26 protein-coding genes are annotated in these 18,883 nt (G+C 71.2%); 1 reads left to right on the top strand and 25 read right to left on the bottom strand.

The window, feature by feature from the left end; translation table 11 throughout:
- Positions 1-36: 36 nt before the first annotated feature.
- The 23 genes from ACZ6EJ_RS05010 to ACZ6EJ_RS04900 form a co-directional block, all read right to left on the bottom strand.
- Positions 37-930, bottom strand: coding sequence for a peptidoglycan-binding protein (locus ACZ6EJ_RS05010; RefSeq protein WP_469264700.1), 894 nt, complete (start codon positions 928-930; stop codon positions 37-39).
- Between the two features lie 68 nt (positions 931-998).
- A complete protein-coding gene (locus ACZ6EJ_RS05005; RefSeq protein WP_469264698.1) occupies positions 999-1,226 on the bottom strand; it encodes a hypothetical protein in 228 nt (75 codons plus the stop codon).
- A 29-nt stretch (positions 1,227-1,255) separates the two neighbouring features.
- A complete protein-coding gene (locus tag ACZ6EJ_RS05000) occupies positions 1,256-1,696 on the bottom strand; it encodes a hypothetical protein (RefSeq protein WP_469264696.1) in 441 nt (146 codons plus the stop codon).
- Positions 1,697-1,704: 8 nt separating this feature from the next.
- Complete coding sequence (locus ACZ6EJ_RS04995; RefSeq protein ID WP_469264694.1) at positions 1,705-4,971, bottom strand: carbohydrate binding domain-containing protein; 3,267 nt, start codon at positions 4,969-4,971, stop codon at positions 1,705-1,707.
- 8 nt (positions 4,972-4,979) lie between these two features.
- The gene (locus tag ACZ6EJ_RS04990; RefSeq protein WP_469264692.1) at positions 4,980-6,953 is read right to left on the bottom strand and encodes a phage tail tape measure protein; all 1,974 of its coding nucleotides are present in this window, start codon (positions 6,951-6,953) and stop codon (positions 4,980-4,982) included.
- A 9-nt stretch (positions 6,954-6,962) separates the two neighbouring features.
- Complete coding sequence (locus ACZ6EJ_RS04985) at positions 6,963-7,214, bottom strand: phage tail assembly protein T (RefSeq protein WP_469264690.1); 252 nt, start codon at positions 7,212-7,214, stop codon at positions 6,963-6,965.
- 50 nt (positions 7,215-7,264) lie between these two features.
- A complete protein-coding gene (locus ACZ6EJ_RS04980; protein WP_469264688.1) occupies positions 7,265-7,678 on the bottom strand; it encodes a hypothetical protein in 414 nt (137 codons plus the stop codon).
- Positions 7,679-7,694: 16 nt separating this feature from the next.
- The gene (locus ACZ6EJ_RS04975) at positions 7,695-8,126 is read right to left on the bottom strand and encodes a phage tail tube protein (protein WP_469264686.1); all 432 of its coding nucleotides are present in this window, start codon (positions 8,124-8,126) and stop codon (positions 7,695-7,697) included.
- Positions 8,127-8,178: 52 nt separating this feature from the next.
- The gene (locus ACZ6EJ_RS04970) at positions 8,179-8,601 is read right to left on the bottom strand and encodes a DUF3168 domain-containing protein (protein WP_469264684.1); all 423 of its coding nucleotides are present in this window, start codon (positions 8,599-8,601) and stop codon (positions 8,179-8,181) included.
- Positions 8,598-8,966, bottom strand: a complete 369-nt coding sequence (locus ACZ6EJ_RS04965; RefSeq protein ID WP_469264682.1) for an HK97-gp10 family putative phage morphogenesis protein — start codon at positions 8,964-8,966, stop codon at positions 8,598-8,600. The genes ACZ6EJ_RS04970 and ACZ6EJ_RS04965 overlap by 4 nt, the downstream gene beginning before the upstream one ends.
- 4 nt (positions 8,967-8,970) lie before the next feature.
- Complete coding sequence (locus tag ACZ6EJ_RS04960; protein WP_469264680.1) at positions 8,971-9,123, bottom strand: hypothetical protein; 153 nt, start codon at positions 9,121-9,123, stop codon at positions 8,971-8,973.
- Complete coding sequence (locus ACZ6EJ_RS04955) at positions 9,116-9,472, bottom strand: phage head closure protein (RefSeq protein WP_469264678.1); 357 nt, start codon at positions 9,470-9,472, stop codon at positions 9,116-9,118. Before ACZ6EJ_RS04955 ends, ACZ6EJ_RS04960 begins: the two co-directional genes overlap by 8 nt.
- Positions 9,469-10,059, bottom strand: a complete 591-nt coding sequence (locus ACZ6EJ_RS04950; protein WP_469264676.1) for a head-tail connector protein — start codon at positions 10,057-10,059, stop codon at positions 9,469-9,471. The genes ACZ6EJ_RS04955 and ACZ6EJ_RS04950 overlap by 4 nt, the downstream gene beginning before the upstream one ends.
- Before the next feature lie 12 nt (positions 10,060-10,071).
- Entirely contained in the window at positions 10,072-10,539 is a 468-nt protein-coding gene (locus tag ACZ6EJ_RS04945; protein WP_469264675.1) for a hypothetical protein, read from the bottom strand.
- The gene (locus ACZ6EJ_RS04940; RefSeq protein ID WP_469264674.1) at positions 10,539-11,390 is read right to left on the bottom strand and encodes a major capsid protein; all 852 of its coding nucleotides are present in this window, start codon (positions 11,388-11,390) and stop codon (positions 10,539-10,541) included. The genes ACZ6EJ_RS04945 and ACZ6EJ_RS04940 overlap by 1 nt, the downstream gene beginning before the upstream one ends.
- Before the next feature lie 27 nt (positions 11,391-11,417).
- Entirely contained in the window at positions 11,418-12,143 is a 726-nt protein-coding gene (locus ACZ6EJ_RS04935) for a hypothetical protein (protein ID WP_469264673.1), read from the bottom strand.
- A 51-nt stretch (positions 12,144-12,194) separates the two neighbouring features.
- Positions 12,195-13,130, bottom strand: coding sequence for a hypothetical protein (locus ACZ6EJ_RS04930; RefSeq protein ID WP_469264671.1), 936 nt, complete (start codon positions 13,128-13,130; stop codon positions 12,195-12,197).
- Entirely contained in the window at positions 13,127-14,617 is a 1,491-nt protein-coding gene (locus tag ACZ6EJ_RS04925) for a phage portal protein (RefSeq protein WP_469264669.1), read from the bottom strand. Before ACZ6EJ_RS04925 ends, ACZ6EJ_RS04930 begins: the two co-directional genes overlap by 4 nt.
- Before the next feature lie 10 nt (positions 14,618-14,627).
- Positions 14,628-16,250 carry a hypothetical protein gene (locus tag ACZ6EJ_RS04920; protein WP_469264667.1) on the bottom strand — a complete coding sequence of 541 codons (1,623 nt, stop codon included), beginning with the start codon at positions 16,248-16,250 and terminating at the stop codon, positions 14,628-14,630.
- Entirely contained in the window at positions 16,234-16,689 is a 456-nt protein-coding gene (locus ACZ6EJ_RS04915; RefSeq protein WP_469264665.1) for a hypothetical protein, read from the bottom strand. The genes ACZ6EJ_RS04920 and ACZ6EJ_RS04915 overlap by 17 nt, the downstream gene beginning before the upstream one ends.
- Before the next feature lie 194 nt (positions 16,690-16,883).
- On the bottom strand, positions 16,884-17,240 hold the full coding sequence (locus ACZ6EJ_RS04910) for a hypothetical protein (RefSeq protein ID WP_469264663.1): 357 nt from the start codon (positions 17,238-17,240) through the stop codon (positions 16,884-16,886).
- A 65-nt stretch (positions 17,241-17,305) separates the two neighbouring features.
- A complete protein-coding gene (locus ACZ6EJ_RS04905) occupies positions 17,306-17,737 on the bottom strand; it encodes a hypothetical protein (RefSeq protein WP_469264661.1) in 432 nt (143 codons plus the stop codon).
- A 154-nt stretch (positions 17,738-17,891) separates the two neighbouring features.
- The gene (locus ACZ6EJ_RS04900) at positions 17,892-18,113 is read right to left on the bottom strand and encodes a MerR family transcriptional regulator (protein ID WP_469264659.1); all 222 of its coding nucleotides are present in this window, start codon (positions 18,111-18,113) and stop codon (positions 17,892-17,894) included.
- Positions 18,114-18,153: 40 nt separating this feature from the next.
- Here ACZ6EJ_RS04900 and ACZ6EJ_RS04895 point away from each other — a divergent pair, with 40 nt between their 5' ends.
- Complete coding sequence (locus ACZ6EJ_RS04895; protein WP_469264657.1) at positions 18,154-18,402, top strand: hypothetical protein; 249 nt, start codon at positions 18,154-18,156, stop codon at positions 18,400-18,402.
- A gap of 71 nt (positions 18,403-18,473) precedes the next feature.
- On the opposite strand, the gene ACZ6EJ_RS04890 is transcribed toward ACZ6EJ_RS04895, so the two are convergent.
- Entirely contained in the window at positions 18,474-18,596 is a 123-nt protein-coding gene (locus ACZ6EJ_RS04890) for a hypothetical protein (protein WP_469264656.1), read from the bottom strand.
- The gene (locus tag ACZ6EJ_RS04885) at positions 18,593-18,847 is read right to left on the bottom strand and encodes a hypothetical protein (RefSeq protein ID WP_469264654.1); all 255 of its coding nucleotides are present in this window, start codon (positions 18,845-18,847) and stop codon (positions 18,593-18,595) included. The genes ACZ6EJ_RS04890 and ACZ6EJ_RS04885 overlap by 4 nt, the downstream gene beginning before the upstream one ends.
- Positions 18,848-18,883: the final 36 nt, after the last annotated feature.

Below are 18,883 nucleotides of genomic sequence, written 5' to 3'. Positions count from 1 at the left end.
GTTCCCTCCGTCGTGCAGGTGTGGGTTGGGTTGGGGTCAGACGTTGGGGACGCGGAGCCGGTCCCAGGAGGCCCGGCCGGGGATGCCGTTGGCGTCATCGCCCGTGTAGCCGAGACGCCGCTGCCAGGCCGCGTAGGACGCGCGGTCCGCCTTCGACCAGGCGGGGCCGGGGCCGACGGCGTAGCGGCCGCAGCCCTCGGCGACCAGGCGGCGGCCCATCGCGGTGATGACCGGGCTACGGCGGCCGGCACGGAAGAACGCGGCGCCGGGGAACGGCTCGTACACCGGCTTCGCGGTCGGCGGCCGGGCGGCGGGCGGCTTCGCCGGTGCCGGGTCGGTGCCCAGCCGAGCCCCGACCCGCGTGCGCATCGAGTCCATCGTGAACCCGCGCGGATCGATCTTCCCCGGCTGCCACTCCAGGTGCCCGATCACCGACCGGGGCCCCCAGCCGTGCGCCCGGCAGACGGCGGCGGAGGCCCGCTCGATCGCCTCCAGTTGGGCGGCGGGCCAGGGGTCCTTGCCGTTACCGAGGTTGATCGCCTCGAAGCCGTAGAAGTGCCGGTTGCCGTCGGTGTTGGCCTCGTTGTCCGGCGGCCGCGGTACGTCCTCCGCCCGGACCGCGTGCAGGACGTCGTCGTCGCCGAGACCGGCGTGGTTGGCCCGCCCGTGACCCACGAGGTAGACGGTGCCGTCCTTCGCGATCACCCCGTGGCACAGCGGGCCGGGGAGCGCGGAGTGGCCGTTGTAGCAGAGCTCGACGGAGGACGCGGTGCCCGAGGTGACGGTGTGGTGGACCATCACCCCGTGCACCGGTCCCCACGACCCCTTGTGGTTCCGGTTGTGCGTGCGCCAGCTCCGGTGCTCGACGACCCGGAGCCCTTCGTCGCGGAGGGCTTTGAGCAGCCGGTCGGCAGACAGCGGTGTGGCCATGCGGGTCTCCAGACATGACGAAGCCCCGGCCAGGACGACCGGGGCGGGGATGGGCGGTGGGGCAGTGGTCAGGAGGTGGGGAGTTCGTAGAACTGCGCCGCGTAGTCCGCCGGGGACAGGACGCCCTGGTAGACGCCGACACTCTGGATCACCCAGGAGTCGGGCGGGACAGCGACGGAGTAGTCCCAGTCGCTGGCGATGGTCAGCCTGAGATTCCCGTCGTCATCGACACGGTCGAAAGTTCCGTTCCCGAGCCAGTCGGCGAGCGCTTCACCGTTGGTTCCGTCGTAGTGCATCGATCTGAAGTAGGCGGCGGCGATGGGCATCAGACGACCTCGTAGACGGTAGCGACCAGGGTTGTGTACAGGCCCTGGACGGAGATGTGGGTGGGGGAGGTCACTGTCAGCTTCAGCGTGTGCGTCCCGGCGGTCGGCAGGGTGAAGCGGAAGTTCTGGGGGACCGTGGCACGGTCGGCCGTGGCTCCCGGCCCCTGCCCGAAGATGGCGAAAGGCGCCTGCAGCACTCCGTTGACGGCGAGGCGGCCCGACGCGCTGGTCGTCCCGGCGGCGGTGAGGACGAAGTAGAAGGCGGCGCGGGCGGTCACGACCGCGTTGGGGGCGGTCGTGGTCAGCGTGAGGCTGCACCCGATGACGTCGTTGTTCGTCAGGGGGCCGGCCTGGAGCTCGCTCCCGACCGCATCGTAGGTTTTCGGCTGCATCCGGCTGAGCATCCCGGCGGTGACGACTCCGCCCGCGTAGATGGGCATCGGACCTCCTACAGCGCGAGGCGCATCGGGTGGGTGAGGGACAGGGGGGTCAGCGCCGGGTGGGACTTGGTGACGCCGTTGGTGGAGCGGGCGACGGTGAAGGTCTGGGTGCCGGTGCCGGTGATGCCGAGGACGGTGACCTCCTCGCCTCCGAGGGTCACGGAGAACGGGAACTGGTCGGGTTCGTCGGCGCCGACGACGTTGTCGGTGCGGGCGCACCGGACGCTGTCGGCGACCCACCATTCCCCGGCGGTCCAGCCGGTGCCGCCGACGATGCTGGGGTAGACGGAGACGGCCCCGGCGGGCAGCGGGCCCGTGGCGGTGAGCCGGGTCCACTGGCCGGGAGGCACGGAGGTGACGGCCGGGAGGATGAACGTGTCGGTCCCCGTGCTGTTGCGCCAGACGATGCCCATGCGCATGTCCCGTGCCACCGTCGCGCCGTTGTAGACCCAGGCGTGCGCGGTCCAGGTCTGCCCGGCGGCCGCGGGGTAGACGACGCCGGTCTGTTGCAGGTTGAGGGTGCCGGTGTCGGTGGGGTGGACGCGGGTGATGCGCGCGGCGCCCGTACCGGACCGCACGATGGTGCGGTCCCACGTCACCTGCCCGATGCTGGCCCCGCGCGAGCACGCCCAGGCTCCGGTGCCCGCCTCGAAGTCCGGGTCGCTGATCAGGTTCGGGGCGCCGGTGACCCAGCGGGGGCCGGCGGTCACGGCGACGGACAGGGTGGTGGCCGTGGCGGTCGCCGCGGTCGCCAGTCGGCTGCCGTCGGTGTCCGCCCGGCCCAGGACCGGGTCGTCGGCGACGGCGACGGCCCACGGGGTGCCCGGCGAGCAGTTGAAGGTGATGGTCCAGCCGTCGGCCCCGATCTCCTCGGTGTAGCCGCGGATGATGAGGTCGACGTCGTCGGGCCCGTAGTCCGGGGGCAGGTTGGTCAGGCGTAGGAGGTCGCCGACGTCGGCCCGGTAGATGTCCTCGATCAGCGCGTACACCCGCGGGTTGCCCAGGGTCAGCGTGATCTTCGTGAAGCGGAGGCCGTCGTAGGTGCCCAGGTGCATCCGCCACTGGGCGTGGGGGGCGGTCTGGTGGTCGGACTCCAGGGAGAGGGTGTGGTCCTCGTCGTACCGGCCGACGCCGGCGGGCGGGTCCTGGACGGACATGCGGCCGGTCTCCAGGACGGCCCGCGACGAGCCGCCGCCCTCGCGCTCCACGGTGACGTCGTTCTCGGTCAGCTTGTCGTCGTCCGTCGGCCGGAACGGCTCGCTGATGACCCCGGTGGTCCAGTCCAGGGTGAGGACCGGAGACTGGTTGTAGAGGGTGGAGCGGGCCCGGTAGACCAGCTCGCGGGCGTCCCGCCGCTCGAAGAGGAAGCCGAGGTCGGTCTTGGCGATCATGTCGAGGGTGTCCAGGTACCGCTCGGGGTGCTGGATGCCCAGGGCGGTCTGTGCGGCCGTCTCTCCTGCGACGGACGCCGTCACCCCGTGCTCCGCGGACAGGCGCAGCATCCGAGCCCCGGCCCTCTCCCCAGGGAATCCGCGCATGGCTGTCGTGCACGCGGCGGCGCTGGGGCCGTTGTTGGTCCAGCAGGTGAGGTAGCCCACCGCGATCTCCTGGGCGTCCGCCCCCTCCGTGGTGCAGGCGAGCTCGACGTAGCGGATCGGGCGGCCCTGCATCGCCACGCTGCCGCTCGTTCTGAGGTCGCCGTCGATGAAGAAGGACCAGATGGTCTCCGACCCGGAGACCATCGTGGAGAACCGAAGGTGGTGAGGCTGGCCGTCGCGCAACCCGGAGTTTTCCAGGGTGCCCAGGCTGGCCCCGTCGGAGGTGTCGTCCATCCACTGATCCCAGAAGACCTGGATGCGGTCCTGCGGCCCATCGAAGTACAGCGACCACATGCTGCGCGGGTCGGATGCCGTGCCGCGGCCCCGATCCATGATCCGTAGGGCCTCCTGGTAGCCCTTGCCTCCCCGGACGAAGTCGACCGACCAGCTCGCGGTGCCCACGGGTGCCACCGTGCCCCGCACGGTGGTGCCGGTCTGGGCCCTGCACCCCAGCACGGGCTCGATCCAGTCGGCGATCTCCCCCTCGCCCCACTGCGGGGGTGGCGAGCCGGTCACCGGGACCACGGGGTCGGACCCGTTCAGCGACATCCCCTGTGTGGCCTGCCGCCCGTCGGTCAGCGGCCAGCACTCCAGGGGGGCTTTGCTGACGATGTAGCGGCGCAGCGCGCTGTCGAGCGGCCGGGAGCCGGCCCCCAGGCGGCGCATGATCCCGGCCGGGGCGATGGCCACGGTGCGGTCGGCACCCGACATGTCCCGCGACGGCGGCCACGCCGGGACCTCCCCCTCCATCCGGATGTGCGCGTTGGACAGGGTCGCCGCGTCGGTGAGGGTCCACACGCGCCCGTCGCCGTCCGTCCAGGAGGTGGCGCCCGGCGTCGCCTCCCGCGCGATCCGGGTCTGGGCGACGACCGGCCCGTCGATCCCCCGGCGCACCTGGAGGCCGTGGGCCCGGCCGCGCAGGGCGTTCAGCCCGGACGACCCGTCGGGCGTCATGGAGATGACGGAGTCACCGATCACGATCGGGGCGACGGGAGCGAACAGGGACGTGGCGCCGGCGAGGACGACGGGAGCGCCGATCATCGTCCACCGGGAGCTGTCCAGGCCCGCCCCGTAGTAAAAGACCGCGGTGCAGCCGCCGGCCCCGTTGTTCACGTCCAGGGTGGCGCGCAGGACGAGGCGCTGGCCGGTGTACGCGGGCACCCGCACGGTGGAGGTCGCCCACCGCTGGCCCGCCGGGGCCCCGGTCGGGGACCACAGCAGAACCAGTTCGCCGGTGCGCGAGAGCTCGAGTGCCCACCCGAGGTTGCCCCCGGCCGCCCACCGGCAGGCCAGCATCTGCGCCTCGGTCCAGGTGTTGGGGGTGACGTCGACCCGCACGTCCAGGTCCCCGGTCACGCCGAACGCGGCGGTGTGCGGCGTCGAGACGGTGTAGACGCCGGACGCCGGCAGCAGCAGGTGGGGGCCGCCCGCGTGCACGGTGTGCCGGATGGGCGTGTTGCGGCCGATGGCCCCGTACAGCGGGGAGGTCGGGGTGCGGGGGCTGTAGAGCCCGGCCCGGTTGTCGAGGACGAGGGAGGCGGCGGAGGGGTCCGCGGTGGTGCCCTCGGCGGGCAGCCCGCGGGTGATGGTGAGCGGTGCCGCTTCGCGGACCTTCGCGGTGTGCCAGGCCCCGCCGTAGTACAGCTCGGTGGTGCGGGGCGGGGGCAGGGACGGCATCGGCGGGGTCACCCTTCTGCGAAGCGGATCACGGAGCCGCCCGCCTTGGTGCGGACGACCTTCTGGAAGAAGTCCTTGAACTCGGAGTCGGCGCCGGTCAGCTCCAGGACGGTGCGGACGGTGAGCGGCTGCACCGTGCCGACCGACGGCGCGCGCATGTCCTGCTGCCCGGAGTTGAGCATCTGGTCCAGGCGGGACAGCGGCAGTACGACCTCGTGTGGGTCCTGGCCCTCACCGATCATCGCGAGGGTGGGGCCGGTGGTGATGCCGCCCTCGGCGAGGTAGGGGATGTCGGGGGTGTGGAGGGTCAGCGAGGGGATGCCGACGCCCATGAAGCTGCCGCCGCCGAGGGTGAAGCTGAGGGAATTCCACATCCAGATGAGCTGGTTCACCGCGTACTTGAAGCCGGACACGATGCTGTCCCACATGCCGCCGGCCGCGGAGCTGATGCGGCCGGGCATCCCGGCCACCCAGGACACGACGTCGCCGAGCCAGCGTCCGACCTTCCCAGGGATCGACGCGATGGTGTTGATGTCGCGCATGAAGTCATCGACCGCGGCACCGACGAACCCGGCCACCGCGTTCCAGGCCGTCGACGTCTTGCCGGTGATCCAGTTCCAGACGGACGCGACCTTCCCGGTGATCCAGCCCCAGGCGGCGGCGAGCTTCCCGACGATCCAGTCCCAGGCGGCACCGGTGGCGGCGGCGACCTTGTCCCACTTGATGATGATGAGGGCGATCACGGCGATCAGCGCGATGATCCCGAGGACGATCCAGGTGACCGGGGAGGCGAGCATGGCCATGTTGGCGATCCAGACGGCGGCCGCGAACACCCCCAGCATGATGGCCAGACCGCCCACCACGGGGATCAGAAAGCCCATCAACTCCTTGTTCTCCGAGATGAACTTGCTGACCTTCAGCAGGGCGGGCAGCAGCGCTTCCCCGAGCCCTTGCGTCAGGGTCCGCATCGCGGCGTCCATCTGCTGGGCGGGGTCATTCTCCATCGCCTCGGTCATCTTCTTCGACGCACCGGCGGCCTTGTCCATCCCGGTGGCCGTCGCCGCGGTTGCGGGGTCCATCGCCCACAGGGCATCGGCGCCCTCACCGGCCATGTCGCCGAACAGCTCCACCGCCAGGGCGCTCTGCTCGGCCGGGTCCTTCACCCCGCGCAGTCCCTCGATCGTCTTCTGGAGCGCCGCCTTCGCGGGCGCCCCGCCGGCGTTGATGTCGGCCAGCATCTGCTTCGCCGGCAGGCCCATCTCCTTGAGTGCGTCGGCCGCGCGCTCGCCCTCCTCGGAGGTGATGCGGGCGAACTCGTGCAGGACGTCGCCGGCCTGGTCGATGTCCTTGCCGCCGGCGGCGACGTACTGCGACAGCATCCCCATCGCGTCCTTGGCGTCCAGGCCGATCCTGGCCCAGTGCTTGCCGTACTCGCTCACAGCTTCCGGCAGGTCCGCCCGCATGGCCTTGGGGATGCTCTCCGCGGCCTTCGTCATGACGTCGAGGGCCTCGGTGCCGTCCTTGGCGAGGCCGTTCTTGACCATGTTCCCGGCGGCCGCGGCGGCTTCCGCCACGTCGACGCCCATGCGCTTGGCCAGGCCGAGCGCGGCCTTGGACATGCCCTCGACCTCGGCGTCGGTGAGGTCGCCGAGGTCGCTGATCGACGAGCCCACCGCGGCCACCGACTCGGTCACGTCCTCCAGGGAGCCGCCGAACCCGGAGGCGTAGACGTCACCGGCGATGTCGCCCGCCCGCGCGGCCTCGCCCTCGGTCAGGCCGAGCTGGTCGCGCAGACTGCTGCGGGCCTGGCTGATGTCCATGGCGGCGCTCAGCCCCACCACCAGGGCGCCGCCCGCCGCGGCCCCGGCGAGGGTCGCGGGCCCGGTCATCGCGTCCAGCTTGCTGGTCACCTGCTCGGTGCCTTCGTCGACACCGGAGGTGTCCATCCCGATCCTGACCAGAAGCTCATCGAGCAACGGCACGGGGCCTCCTCACGCGCTCTCGTCGAACCCGGCCTGGATGCTGAGCACCGCCTGCAAAAGTTCGTGACCCGTCTTGCGGGGCTTGGACCACTCGATCAGGTGGTCCTGGAACTTCGGCTGAAGGCCCTTCTTCATGTGCGGTGCGGCCACGTCCATGCCGAGCCGGGCGAAGAGGGCGTCCAGGCGGCGCAGCCCGGCCGGACCGTAGAGGTTCTGGTGGGCCAGAAGCCGGATGATCTCCTCTTCGGAGAACCTGCTCATGACCTCGCGCGGGGGGATCTGGAACGCGAGGGCGAGGTCATAGAGGATCTTCAGCTCTGGCCGTCGGCGAAATCCTCCTCGGCCGCCTTCACCTTCTGGGTGAAGTCGCGGTCCTCGTCGGAGAGGTGGCGGACCAGGAGGAACAGGCCGCCGATGATGCCCGCGGACCGCTTGGACAGGATGGCGATGCCCTCGCGCAGGTCGGTGAAGACGAGCTCGCCGCTCTCCTGGTCGCGCAGCGCCTTGGCGACGATCTCCGCCTTGTTCGACTTGATGGTCATCTCCAGGCCGGAGTCCTGGTCGCGCTTGGTCATCTTCGACATCTTGTTCTGGTACGCCTCCCAGTCCCCGGACGGGAGGCCGGTGACCTGGAAGAGGTGTCCTGGAGCCCACTCGGGGATCTCCACGTTGTCCTGGGTCTTGATGTCGGTGGCGGACCGGATGAGGTCCTTGAGGCTGGTCATGGTGTGGGGTCTCCGTTCAGACGCCGGTCGGGGTCAGGGCCGGCTTGCCACTGATCTTGAAGGTGGCGGTGCGTTCCATCTTGTTGTCGGTCGGGTAGCTCTCCCCGAGGGCGGTGATGAACGCGGCGAACGCCCAGGTGTGCTCGTCGGCGGTGCCCGGCAGCAGGACGATCTGGTAGTCGTGCAGGGCGTCGGACTCGAAGTCGGTGTCCAGCGCGGTGTGCGAGGTGTCCGACGGGTCGAAGTTCAGGGTGATCTCGACCTCCCCGCCGTCCTTCAGGCCGGGGATGAACTCCCTGTATTTGTTGGGGGAGTCGTGCGCGGTCACGTCGATCGACTCGCGGGACCTGCTCGGGCCGCTGATGTCGCTCACGTTCGCGATCGGCGAGTACGTCTCCGCGACTCCCTTGCGCAGGAACTGGGTCCCCAGCGCGTCCTTTCCGGCCATGGGTGCCTCCTGGGCATGAAGAAGCCCCGGCCGGTCGGCGCGGGGCGAAGGGTCAGGCGGGGGGCTGCTCGGTGATGATCCGGTACCGCAGGACGAGGTGGCGGATGTTGCCCGGCGGCTCGGGATCGGTCAGCGTCTGGGAGAACTCGTACCGGGTGACCACATGGTCCAGCCCCGTGATGGTCAGGGGCTGGTGGTCCAGCAGCGCGTTGATGCGGGCCCCGATCCGCAGCACCTGCGCGTAGCCGCGGTACTGCGACCACACGTGCAGGGTCACCACCGTCTGCCGGCCGTACCGGTCGTGCGCGTTGTCCGCGGTCTCGGTCGCCTCGCCGACCACGACGAACGGATAGGGGGCGTCCTCGGGCAGGTAGTCGTACACCGAGGGGGCCAGCGCTTTCAGGGCGGTGTCGCCCCGCAGCAGGGTGATCAGCGCGCCCTGCACGGGCAGCATCGGCGTCGGGGCGTCGGTCACCGCAGCGCCTTTCGGACTTCGGCGCGCAGCCGCTCCTCGAACTTCACGCGTTCCGCCTCCAGGGCCGGGCCGAGCGCCGGGTTCGCGGGGATGCTTCGGGTGCCGTGCTCGTGGAGCGAGGCGTACCAGTCCTCCCGGTCCTTCCATCCCACGTCGGCCGTCAGCCCGTCGTCGCTGTAGTGGATGTCGAGCTTGTCGCGGAGGTTGCCGGTGTCGACCCGCACCTTGCCGCGGGTGTCCTCGCGCACGGCCACGGCGGATTCTTTCGTGGCCCGCTTCGCCGCCGCCTCCAGCTCGGGCCCCAGCGCTTCCAGTTGGTCGCGCAGCCGGTCCAGGCCCTCGATGCGGGTGACCCGCGCCGTCACCGGGTCACCTCTTGCGCAGCAGGCGGCGCAGCTCGTGCAGCTCGCCGGCCACGGCCAGGACCGCCCAGATCAGTCGGTCCCCCTCGGGCAGGGTGGTGTCCTCCGCGCCGCGCCGGCAGTCCTGCGGCTCGGTGGGGAACTCGGTGTGGTCAGCCATCGGGTCCTTCTTTCTGGATCAGCGAGCAGGTCGCCTTGGAGTAGACGGGGGTGGACGGCCGAACGACAGCCAGCACCTTGAACGCCTGGTCCTGCCCGAGCACGTCCGTGCCGCGCAGCTCGTCGCCGCGCCGCACGTCCGCGCGGGGGGTCAGGAACACGGTGTGGTCGTGGTCGCTGCCCGACTGCCCGGCGAGCATCTGGTCCGCGTTGCTGGGCTGGTCGACCTTCGCCCGCACCGTGCCGGGCTGCTGGACCATCGCGGTGTCCTGCCCGCCGTACCCGTCGTCCACGGTGGTGGGCCGCCATACCTCCAGGCGCCGGTTGAAGTACCGGCCAGGCCCCCTCACCGTGACCTCATCGTCGAGATGCCGCCGCCGAAGCGCGCGGCCAGGCGCTCGCGCAGGTAGTTGGGGAGCTCCATGTCGGTGGCCAGGCCGTCGCCGCCGTAGGTGACGGCGTAGTCCCCGATCCGCTCGGAGGTGATGATCTGGGTGCCCAGGCTGGCCCCGTCGTCGTCGGCCCGGTAGGAGGCCAGGGCCCCGGCGACGAGGCGGCCCACCAGGTCGACGATGTCGGCCGGGGCCTCGGGCAGCCCGTGGGTGTACGTCACCTCGATCTCGGACGGCTCGCGGAGCGTCCATCCCGCCGCCCGCCACACGCGCCCGGAGCGCAGCCGCCAGTCCGTCCGGGCCTCCCCGTCGACCGACACGGCAAGGACGGCGGTGATGGGCACACCGGGCAGGGTCAGCCACTGGCCGCCCTGACCTTCCGTCGTCACGGTGGACGTCATCTGCGAGATGGGGCAGCCGGCGGCCTGGCGGACCGCGGCGGACGCGACGTCCAGGTAACGCTGCACGACGCTGAGCTCGTCGTCCTCGACACGCAATCCGAGGGCGACCAGGTCGGCCACCGTCGCCAGGGGTGCCAGTGCCACGGCGGCCTCCCCTCAGTCGGCCATCTCGATGAGATCGGCCTTCGTGTACGAGGACGCGTCCTCGATGGTCATGTGCTTGAGCCCGGCGACGTAGGCCACCCAGTCGCCCTTGGGGGCGGTGCCCGCCGGGCGGCGCGGGTCGCTGGACCTCTGCTCGGGGTCCCGGTCCGGGTCGGACCGGTACTCGGTCCGCGGCTGCGGGCCGCCCGCGTCCGGATCGTCTGCCGGCTTGGACACCTTCTCCGTGCGCGGCTTCGGCCCCGGACCGGGGTCGTCGGAGGGCTTGGACACCTTCTCCTTGCGCGGCCGGGGGCCCGCCGCGGACTCGGGCGCCGCCTCGCCCTCGCGGCGCCATTCGCCGCTGCGCAGCCGTGCCTCGATCTCCTGGGCGGAGAAGGGGCGGCCCACGGTCAGCAGGACCGGGGCCCCACCGGAGCCGATCAGGCGGATCTCGTCGCCGTCCTTCATCTGTCCGGACATCAGATGACCACGTCCGCCGCGGCGAGGCCCTTGGGCCGCACGACCTTCGCCCCGTACAGGTGCAGGCCCTTCACGATGTCCGCGAAGCCCTTCTCCTTGCGGGCGGCCTCGGTCTTGTTGATCTGCTCGGCGTAGCTGACCGCCCCGTTGTACCCGGCGATGACGAGTTTGCCGGCCCCGGCGCCCGGCCCGTTGGGGGCGTTGTTGGACTTGCGCAGGGAGAACCCGGCGGCACTGCCGATGATCCCGTTCGCGCGGGTCGCCGCGGCGGCGGGGTCGCCGGCGGACACGAACCGCGGGTCCTTCTGCAGCAGGCCGTGGAACTTCGGGGTGACGACCGCCCAGCGCCCGCCGTCGGGGACGTCGTCCTCGTCCAGGACGACGCCGAGGTCGACCAGGAGGTCGTAGGCGTCGCCGGGGTCGGTCAGGGTCTGCTCGGCGATCAGGTTGCCCGCGTCGACCCCGGCGGCCATGAGCCCGGCGATGTAGGTGTCGGACACGTCGCGGAGCTTGTAGCCGGCCTTGCGCGCCTGCTCGGACAGCACCTTGCCGCCGCTCTTGGCCTGCCGCTTCTCCACGTCGTCGACCTCGAACGCGAAGTACTTCGACTGGTTGATGACCAGAGTCGAGTCGACGTCGTCGACGTCCTCGATGACGATGTCGGTGTGCGGGGTGTAGGTGCCGATGGTCGGCTCCGCCAGCGACACGATGTGCACGGTGTCACCAGCCGCGGCGATGTCGCCCTCGTAGTCGCGGTTCACGACGCCGGGCGCTCCGTAGACGTGGGACTTCTCCAGCGTCACCAGCAGTTCCGAGGACCACACCTCGGGGATGAATGCCGAAATGGCCATGGTGGTGTTCTCCTTGTGGGGCCGGGGTCAGCCGGCGTTGCTGAGCATGTCGTCGAGCTGGCCGTCTTCCTTGGCCTTGACGATCTGCGCAGGGGTCAGGGACTTCAGGTCCGCTCGTGTGAGCTGCTTCGGCCGGGACGCCTTGCGCGCTGCTCCGCCGTCGCCCGTGCCCTGGAACCGCTTGGCCGTTGCGGCCGCGAGGTAGGGCTTGGACTTGATGAGGTCGTCGATGGCCTCCGCGACCTCTTCGGAGTCGACGTTTCCGTCGTCGTCGACCTCGAACTGGTCGAGGTCGAGGAACTTGTAGGCGTCGGCCGGGTCGGCGAGCTTGCCCGCGGCCGCGGCCTTCACCTCGGCCCGCAGGATGCGCGCGTTGGCCTTGGACAGCGCGGCGCTCTCGGCCTCGCGGCGGGCCTTCTCCGCCTGGTCGGTGCCGTCCTTCTCGGCGAGCTGCCGCTCCAGGGTGCGCCGCTTGTCGCGCTCGGCCTTGAGCTTGCCCTTCATGGAGTCCAGGGCCCGCTTGCCCTTGTCGCCCAGGTCGGCGGCGCCGTCCGGCTCCTGCTCGTCGTCGGGCTCCTCCTCGTCCGGCTCCTCGTCCGCCCCGTCCTCTCCCTCCTCGCTGGGCGGGTCCTCTTCCTCCTGACCGCCGTCGGCGTAGAGGACCGGGGAGAGCGGACCGGCCGGGTAGGGGTGGGACCAGCCGGGCGCGTGCGCGTGCGTGCGGGCGGGGCGGGGCAGGGTGCTGCGGTTCATGAGGGACTCCCGTTGCGGGTGCGGGCCCAGGCGTTGCGCGCGGGCGGCGGGTCAGAAGATGTAGGCGTGCTGCCGCAGCAGCCGGACCGCGTGGGCCCGGTCGTCGGCCAGGCGGAAGATCGCTTCGGGCATCAGGCGCGGACCCCGGCTTCCCGCCAGGCGCTTCCCGGCGATGCCCCGGACGGTGGTGCCCTCGGTCGTGGCCAGCACCTTGCGGCCGAACGCGGTGGCCGTCGCCATGCCCCGGCGGGCGTTGACGAGCAGCCCGAGGTCGGCGCCCTCGGCGAGCGCCTTCGCCCCCGCCTGGCCGAACACCTTCGCGCGCTGGGCCTGCGACATGGCGTCGACCAGCTTGCGCGGGTCCTGCGCGCCCGGCTTGTGGTCGCGGGTGACCGGTTCCATCCCGCAGGCACACCGCGGGTGGCGCAGGAACCCGGTCGAGGTGCCGTACTCGCGCCCCGCCAGGACCAGGCAGCGGGAGCAGGCCCCGGACTCCGTCACCCGGATGTACGCGGTGACCGAGCGGCGGGTGACCATGCCGACCTGGTCGGCGGCCCGGCCGGCGTCGGCGACCGCGGTACGGGCCACGATGTCGACCAGGGCACTGCCCCGCGCCATCGCGTGGGCGATCGGCGCGCCGGCGGTGACCATCCGGAACGCGCTCCACATCGGAGCGCCCAGCACATCGGCCAGGGGCAGACCCTCACCGGACACCCCGGCCAGCATGGCCGGGTTCAGCAGGTCGGCGTCCGGCCGCTCGGGGTCCTCATCGCCCAGGAGGCGCGACAGCCAGGGCTCGGTGGACTCGGCGGCCGCGAGCTGGGCGCCGGAGACGATGACCAGGAGGCGGGCCAGCAGCGGCAGCCAGGAACCGCGGATGTCCTGCGGGTCGGTCTGCCGCCACAGGCGGACAGCGGCCTTCCCGGCGGCCTGCGCGAGCCGCTCCCTGGCCGCCTGGTGGGCCAGCGCGAGAGGTGACGGGCTCATGCCGCAGGCTCCTGCACCGGCCCGTCAGGGACCTCGTCGCTCCCCGGCGGGGCCGGTGCGGGGGTGCGACCGTCGACCATCATGCGGGTGATCTCCGAGACCGGGTCGGCCTCCATTTCCCGCGCCCGCATCGCGAGCATGTCCGAGACCTCTGTCGGGGTGAGCCCGTACTTCGAGGCCAGCCACTCCAGCGGGAACCCGATGCCCTTCAGCTTCACCAGCGCGTCCGCCAACTGGGCGTGGCTGCGGGACTCGGCGTCCGCCCAGAGCACCCGGCCCGAGCGCAAGGCCAGCGCCTTGCGCTCATCGCCCTGGGCCAGCGCGATGAGCCGCGCGCCCTCACGGATGCCCTGCCCGTACCAGAGCTGCTTCTCCTCGACCCGCTTCACCAGCCCCGTCTCGGCGGCCAGCAGCGCGTCCGCGCTGAGGTTGGCCATCTTCCCGATCAGGTAGTGCTGCGGGGTGCGGGTCTGGGCGGCGAGGTGGCCGACCGCGACCTCGATCAGACCGGTGTACATCGTGAGGTTCGCGGCCTGCCACTCGGCGATCCGGGCGTCCTTGCCGTTGAACATCATCACCCTGTCGACGGCGAACTTCTCGATGTCGACCGGCTTGTCACCGACGACGACACCCTCACTGTTCAGCACCGGCAGCTTCGGCGGCTCGGCGCCGAGGATGACGCGCTGCGGGAACGACGCGTAGTCGGAGGCGGTGAACAACTGGGCCCACAGCAGGTTGATGGCGTCCTGCATCGCGATCACGCTCGCCACGTCCGACATCGGCTCGCCCACCAGGGACGGCTTGTTCGGCAGCTCCACCATCGGCACCACGCCCATGGGGTTGGGCTGCGGGTTCGGCTCCTCGGCCAACTCCCGCGGCCGCCACCGCTTCAGCTCCTCGTCGACCTCCGTCATGGCCGGCGACTGGGCGTCCTGCCCGTACATCACCGGGCGGGAGAACTTCCACACCTCGCCGGGCAGGTACAGCGTCGCGAAGTCCTCGCCGCCGTCCTGCCACCGCTTCAGCGCCGCCCGTCGGTGACGCCTCGACCCTGGCTCGTAGGCGACGATGCACTGCGAGGCGTCCTCGAAGGTGACCACGGGCATGTCCGGGTCGTCCGGGTCCCCCCACACCAGGAGGAAGGAACGGGCCCCGTTCACCGCGCCGAGGAACCCGAGCTGGCTGTCGGCATCGAGGCCGTTGACCTGCCACACCTTCCACAGGTCCTTGTCCGCCTCGGTCTCCCCGGCGGCCTGGATGCCGTTCACCGTCAGCCGCTCCACCGGGGAGTCGGCCACCACCTGCACCCAGTTGTCGCAGAAGTCGCGGTAGCGGTCCCCGTGGAACTTCGAGAATGCGTCCGAGGCGTACTTCAACCGGCCGCGCCCCCGGTAGTAGGCGTTGTGCCGGTCGATGTCCGTGCGCCGGTTGACGAGCTCCTGCTCCAGCACGGTCACCAACTGGAGAGCCCGCTCCATCGTTGCCATCGCTCTCCTCTCACGCGCCGTAGTAGTAGGACGTCTGCCGTGTGGCCAGACCCGCCTTGATGACGTCGCCGAGCGCCTCGTGCGCGAGGATGCTGGGGATCACGGCGTCGATCTTCTGGGTGGGGCTGGCCTTGCGGAGCACGTAGCGGTCCATCGGGCGCGCGGCCGCGCGGGTGTTCTCGATGTGGGACTGGGTGATTTCGCACCCGTCGTGCCGGAAGGTGCCGTCCCGCTTGATCACGTCCGTCTTCAGCCGCTCGCACGCTGAGTGCATCTGCACGATCCGCCGGGTGTGCCAGCGGATCACCCGCTCCTCTCCGTGCTCGTCGACCCAGTCGTCGATCTCCGTCTCCCAGTACGGCGGGTCCGCGTACAGCCGCACCACGTCGTACCGGCGAAAGAGCTGTCCCATGGCCGCGCGCACCTCGGCGCGGGGGACCTGGCCGTCGAAGTCCGCCGGGTTCCAGATCGTCGGGGCGTCGTCCGGCCCGTGCAGCGGGGTGAACTGGTAGCCGTTCATGGTCTCGGCGCGGATCGCCGTCCAGTCGTCGGAGTCGGAGCCGTCGAACCCGAGGACGAGTCGGGTCCTCGGCCGCACGCGCTGCGGGCCGGCCTTGCCCGCCCACTTCGCGCCGTCCAGCCAGGCCGCCGACCCCGCCACGCACCGGTTGCCGAAGAACCGCTCCGCCTGCGCCGGGTCCTTCTCCATGATCTCGGCGGCCTCGGCCTCGATCGCATCCAGATCCACGTGGGACGACCCGGCGTAGACGACCGTGTGGATCTTCCGGCGGTCCCGCTTGTTGGCGTAGGACAAGGTCTTCGGGGCCTGCGGGTGGTAGCGGAAGATGTCCCGCGCCTTCGCCTCGGACGTCGTCTGCGCCACCGAGCCCTCCGACGGGTCCCACCCGTTCGTCGTCTCCATCGACCGTCCGCCCATGCCCGCGGTCCCACGGCGCTGGGTCTCCGCGACCCGGCGCAGCTTGTTCGCCGTGTTGTACAGGCCGGTCTCATCCTGCAGAGCGAAGATGATCGGATTGCCGAGCCGGGACAGCGCTGATGAGGTCACGACGTCGATGCGGCCCTGATCCCCGACCCGTGTGAACTCCTCGCCCACGCGCAGCAGCGCACCGAGCGGACCGCGCTTCACCATGGACTGCAGCGGCCTGTACACGTTGGCGACCTGGTCCTCCGAGGTCGCCGTCAACTGGATCTGCGGCGTCGGCCACGGCGTCCCCATCGGCTCACCGGGCCGGTAGTCGTACCACCAGCCGCAGCCGCACCCGTGCTGTGAGCACCAGTAGCGCTCACCGCCCTTGGCCCACCCGTCGAAGACGACCGGACCGGCGGCCTCGGCCAGGACGATCGTGGCCGACCACGGGCCCTTGCCCGTCTTCTGCGGGGCGACGACCTGGCTACGCCGATAATGGAAGGCCGGCGCGAGCTGGCCCACGGTCGCGCCCGGCTTCACCCGGTAGTGGTTGACCGTGCACCAGAGCTGCCACGGGTACAGCTCCATGTCCTCGCCCGCACGGAACCCGTCCGGGACCGGACAGTGGCGCTCGATCCAGTCCGGGACGATCCACAAGGTGGGGAAGTCGACGACGAACTCGGCGGCCTCAGCCGCCTTCGACACGGGACACGACCTTCAGCCGGTCCCTGGCGGACGGCCGCCGCGCGGGCGCCGCAGACACCGGGCCGGCGGCGACCGGCTCCTCCGTGGCCGGGGCGATCCTCCACCGGTTGCGGTTCATGCCCGCCACGCTCAGCCCGAGGCTGTCGAGGTAGCCGCGGACCATCTTCTTCACGTCGACCCGCGCGTCCGCGCGCTCCGCCTCGGCCAGCGTCCGGACGAACAGCGCCACCTCCAGCGCCTGGCCCATGTCCTCCCACGCCACGGCCTGCGGCTTGGCCCACAGCTCCTCCCACAGGTCCAGCTCCCGGTCGGCGGCCGTCGACAGCGGCCACTCAGGCGGGACACCGCCCCGACCTTCCGCCGGCAGCGTCCGCCAGCCGCCGTTCTCCATCGACGCCGCGCTCTTCAGCGAACGCGGGTCCGGCGGCGGCCCGGACACAGCACGCGCTCCGCCACTGGGCATAACGATCACCCCTCCAACGCTGCGTTGCGCAGCACCGAGCGCCATCACCTTGCGTGACAGCGGAGACCTTTTGAACCCGTCGCACCTTCGAGCGCCCTCCCCCGCGTCTGGAACCCCCAGGCCAGCCGGGGGTACCCCCCTGGGTCAGGTCGCTCAGCGTGACGGCCTGGTCAGTGGCCGAACGTCTCGCGTGCGGTCTTGCGGCTGTGGTGCCGCTTCGACATGGCCTGCCAGTTCGTCGGGTCGAAGCCGCGGGGGCCGAGTGGGCCGAGGCCGTCGATGTGGTCGACCTCGGTCGCCAGGTCGCGCTGCAGGGGAAGCAGCGGCGCGCACTCGTCGCACTCGCAGTACGGATGGTCTTCGAGGTAGCGCGCGCTGGCGTTGCGCCATGCGGTGCCTCGTCCCGCGTTGCGGTGGGCGGGTCGGGCTTGGTTGGCCTTGGCCTGGCAGGCGGGGCATCGACCCTGGGGGGTGAGGGCGGGGCAGCCTGGCGTGGGGCAGACCTGCAGCGCCTTACGTCTGGCCACGGGTGCCTCCTGGCGTGCCGAGGCCCGGCGGCGCAGTGTGCGCGGCCGGGCCTTGGTGGTGTGGGTCAGAAGTCGGGGCAGAGGTGGTGGTGGACGGCGTCGAGGATCTTGCCGCCGGTTTCCGGGGTGGCGATCTCCGGGAGGCGGGTGTCGATGGTGAAGCGGCCGAGGGCCGACTTCACCAGCTTCTCCCGGTCGTCGGGGGACGACTTGATGGACCGGCACTGGTTGAGGCCGCGGCTGATGGCCTTGTCGTCTTTGCCGTCCACGATGCGCCGGTCGATCGCGTTGAGGGCTTCGAGGTACTTGTAGCGCGTGGTGGTGCTGGGCTCGGGCGGGATGCCGGCGGCGGCTCGGGCGGTGGCGCGCTGTTCGTCGGTGAGGGTCGGCGCAGCGCTGGGCTTGGCCGCGGTGTCGGGCTCGCTGTCGCTGCTGCACCCGGTGAGGGTGAGCAGGACGACCGCGGCGAGGGCGGCGGTGGTGGTGCGGGTGTGCATGGTCCCCCCAGGGATGGTGGCGTGAGGGGCCATCATCGGGCAGGGCGGGTGTTCGTGTCCGGGGAACGGCGAAGGCCCCTGCCGGTGTGGCGGGGGCCTGGGGTGTTCGGACATGCGTGTGCTGCCCAAATCGTGGCGCATGTTTCGTCGCAGGTCAAGCGGCTGTCTGTGAGCGCTGTCCCTGCCGGGTGGGTTTGGCGGCGGTGCGGGCGGCTTCGACGTCGGCTGCGCGGTAGATCGGGCGCTTTGGGGTGCCGCCGCAGCGGGTGAGGAGGCCGCGGCGGACCCAGTCGCGGATGGTGGCGGGGGCGACGTCGGCGGAGAGCGCGGCGAGGCGGGTGGTGAGGGTGCCGAGGGGCGGCAGGTGGTACTCCATATGCCCAGTGTGACACCGGCATTGCGTCTAAGTTGCGGCCATGAAGATCGCTCTTTTCGTCATAGCCATAGTCGCCGCCGCTGCCACTGGGGTCGGTGGCGTGCTGGCTCTCCTTGCGTTGCGGAGCCAGGCCAGTAAAGCCAACCGGGCGCCCACCTGGGGTGATGTTGAACAGATTCGCAAGCTGGCCCTCGGGGTCGACAGCAGGATGCGGTGGGTGGCATGGCTGACACTGATGAACGCCGTCCTCAGTGTGGTGCTGGCGTTCACGCTTCTTGAGGCCGACTGACCGCCTGCCGACTGACCGCCTGGCTGCCAAGAGGCCCTGGCCGTCGTGGGCGGTCGGGGCCCAAGGTGTAGCTACAGAAACCGGAAGACCCTCCAGATCGACAGGTCGCCGATCAGTGGCCATGCGGCGCTTACCACCAACGGCAGCCGGTCAAGGTGCTCGTCCAGCGAGGTGGGCTCGGTGACGGTGTTCAACGGGTTTCCTTCGTCAGGGTCGGGGTGGGGCGTGTGCCGGAGTGCTGGGTGCGCAGCCATGCGTTGACGGCGCGGCGGCCGAGGCGCAGCCGCATCCGGCCAGCGTGGCAGCGGGGGCAGATACGGGGCTTTCCGAGGCGCTGGATTTGCCCGAGGCCGCGGCACTTGCGGCACGGGGCGAACGGCCGCAGAGCGCACAGGGCGGTGTAGTAGAGGGCGGCGGAGAGTAGGGCGAGGCTAGCGATGAGCATGGGGTGCTTCTCCTCCCGAATCCGGGGAAATAAGGG

The sequence above is a fragment of the Streptomyces sp. NPDC041970 genome (assembly GCF_055588985.1).
Note: the sequence above shows the minus strand (reverse complement) of the source record. Positions and strands in the feature narration are given on the sequence as shown.

Bases quoted from the DNA above. Each gene is read 5' to 3' on its own strand.
- ACZ6EJ_RS05010 (WP_469264700.1), bottom strand. From the start codon at position 930: ATGGCCACACCGCTGTCTGCCGACCGGCTGCTCAAAGCCCTCCGCGAC.
- ACZ6EJ_RS05005 (WP_469264698.1), bottom strand. From the start codon at position 1,226: ATGCACTACGACGGAACCAACGGTGAAGCGCTCGCCGACTGGCTCGGG.
- ACZ6EJ_RS05000 (WP_469264696.1), bottom strand. From the start codon at position 1,696: ATGCCCATCTACGCGGGCGGAGTCGTCACCGCCGGGATGCTCAGCCGG.
- ACZ6EJ_RS04995 (WP_469264694.1), bottom strand. From the start codon at position 4,971: ATGCCGTCCCTGCCCCCGCCCCGCACCACCGAGCTGTACTACGGCGGG.
- ACZ6EJ_RS04985 (WP_469264690.1), bottom strand. From the start codon at position 7,214: ATGAGCAGGTTCTCCGAAGAGGAGATCATCCGGCTTCTGGCCCACCAG.
- ACZ6EJ_RS04980 (WP_469264688.1), bottom strand. From the start codon at position 7,678: ATGACCAGCCTCAAGGACCTCATCCGGTCCGCCACCGACATCAAGACC.
- ACZ6EJ_RS04975 (WP_469264686.1), bottom strand. From the start codon at position 8,126: ATGGCCGGAAAGGACGCGCTGGGGACCCAGTTCCTGCGCAAGGGAGTC.
- ACZ6EJ_RS04960 (WP_469264680.1), bottom strand. From the start codon at position 9,123: ATGGCTGACCACACCGAGTTCCCCACCGAGCCGCAGGACTGCCGGCGC.
- ACZ6EJ_RS04945 (WP_469264675.1), bottom strand. From the start codon at position 10,539: ATGTCCGGACAGATGAAGGACGGCGACGAGATCCGCCTGATCGGCTCC.
- ACZ6EJ_RS04940 (WP_469264674.1), bottom strand. From the start codon at position 11,390: ATGGCCATTTCGGCATTCATCCCCGAGGTGTGGTCCTCGGAACTGCTG.
- ACZ6EJ_RS04935 (WP_469264673.1), bottom strand. From the start codon at position 12,143: ATGAACCGCAGCACCCTGCCCCGCCCCGCCCGCACGCACGCGCACGCG.
- ACZ6EJ_RS04930 (WP_469264671.1), bottom strand. From the start codon at position 13,130: ATGAGCCCGTCACCTCTCGCGCTGGCCCACCAGGCGGCCAGGGAGCGG.
- ACZ6EJ_RS04925 (WP_469264669.1), bottom strand. From the start codon at position 14,617: ATGGCAACGATGGAGCGGGCTCTCCAGTTGGTGACCGTGCTGGAGCAG.
- ACZ6EJ_RS04905 (WP_469264661.1), bottom strand. From the start codon at position 17,737: ATGCACACCCGCACCACCACCGCCGCCCTCGCCGCGGTCGTCCTGCTC.
- ACZ6EJ_RS04900 (WP_469264659.1), bottom strand. From the start codon at position 18,113: ATGGAGTACCACCTGCCGCCCCTCGGCACCCTCACCACCCGCCTCGCC.
- ACZ6EJ_RS04895 (WP_469264657.1), top strand. From the start codon at position 18,154: ATGAAGATCGCTCTTTTCGTCATAGCCATAGTCGCCGCCGCTGCCACT.
- ACZ6EJ_RS04885 (WP_469264654.1), bottom strand. From the start codon at position 18,847: ATGCTCATCGCTAGCCTCGCCCTACTCTCCGCCGCCCTCTACTACACC.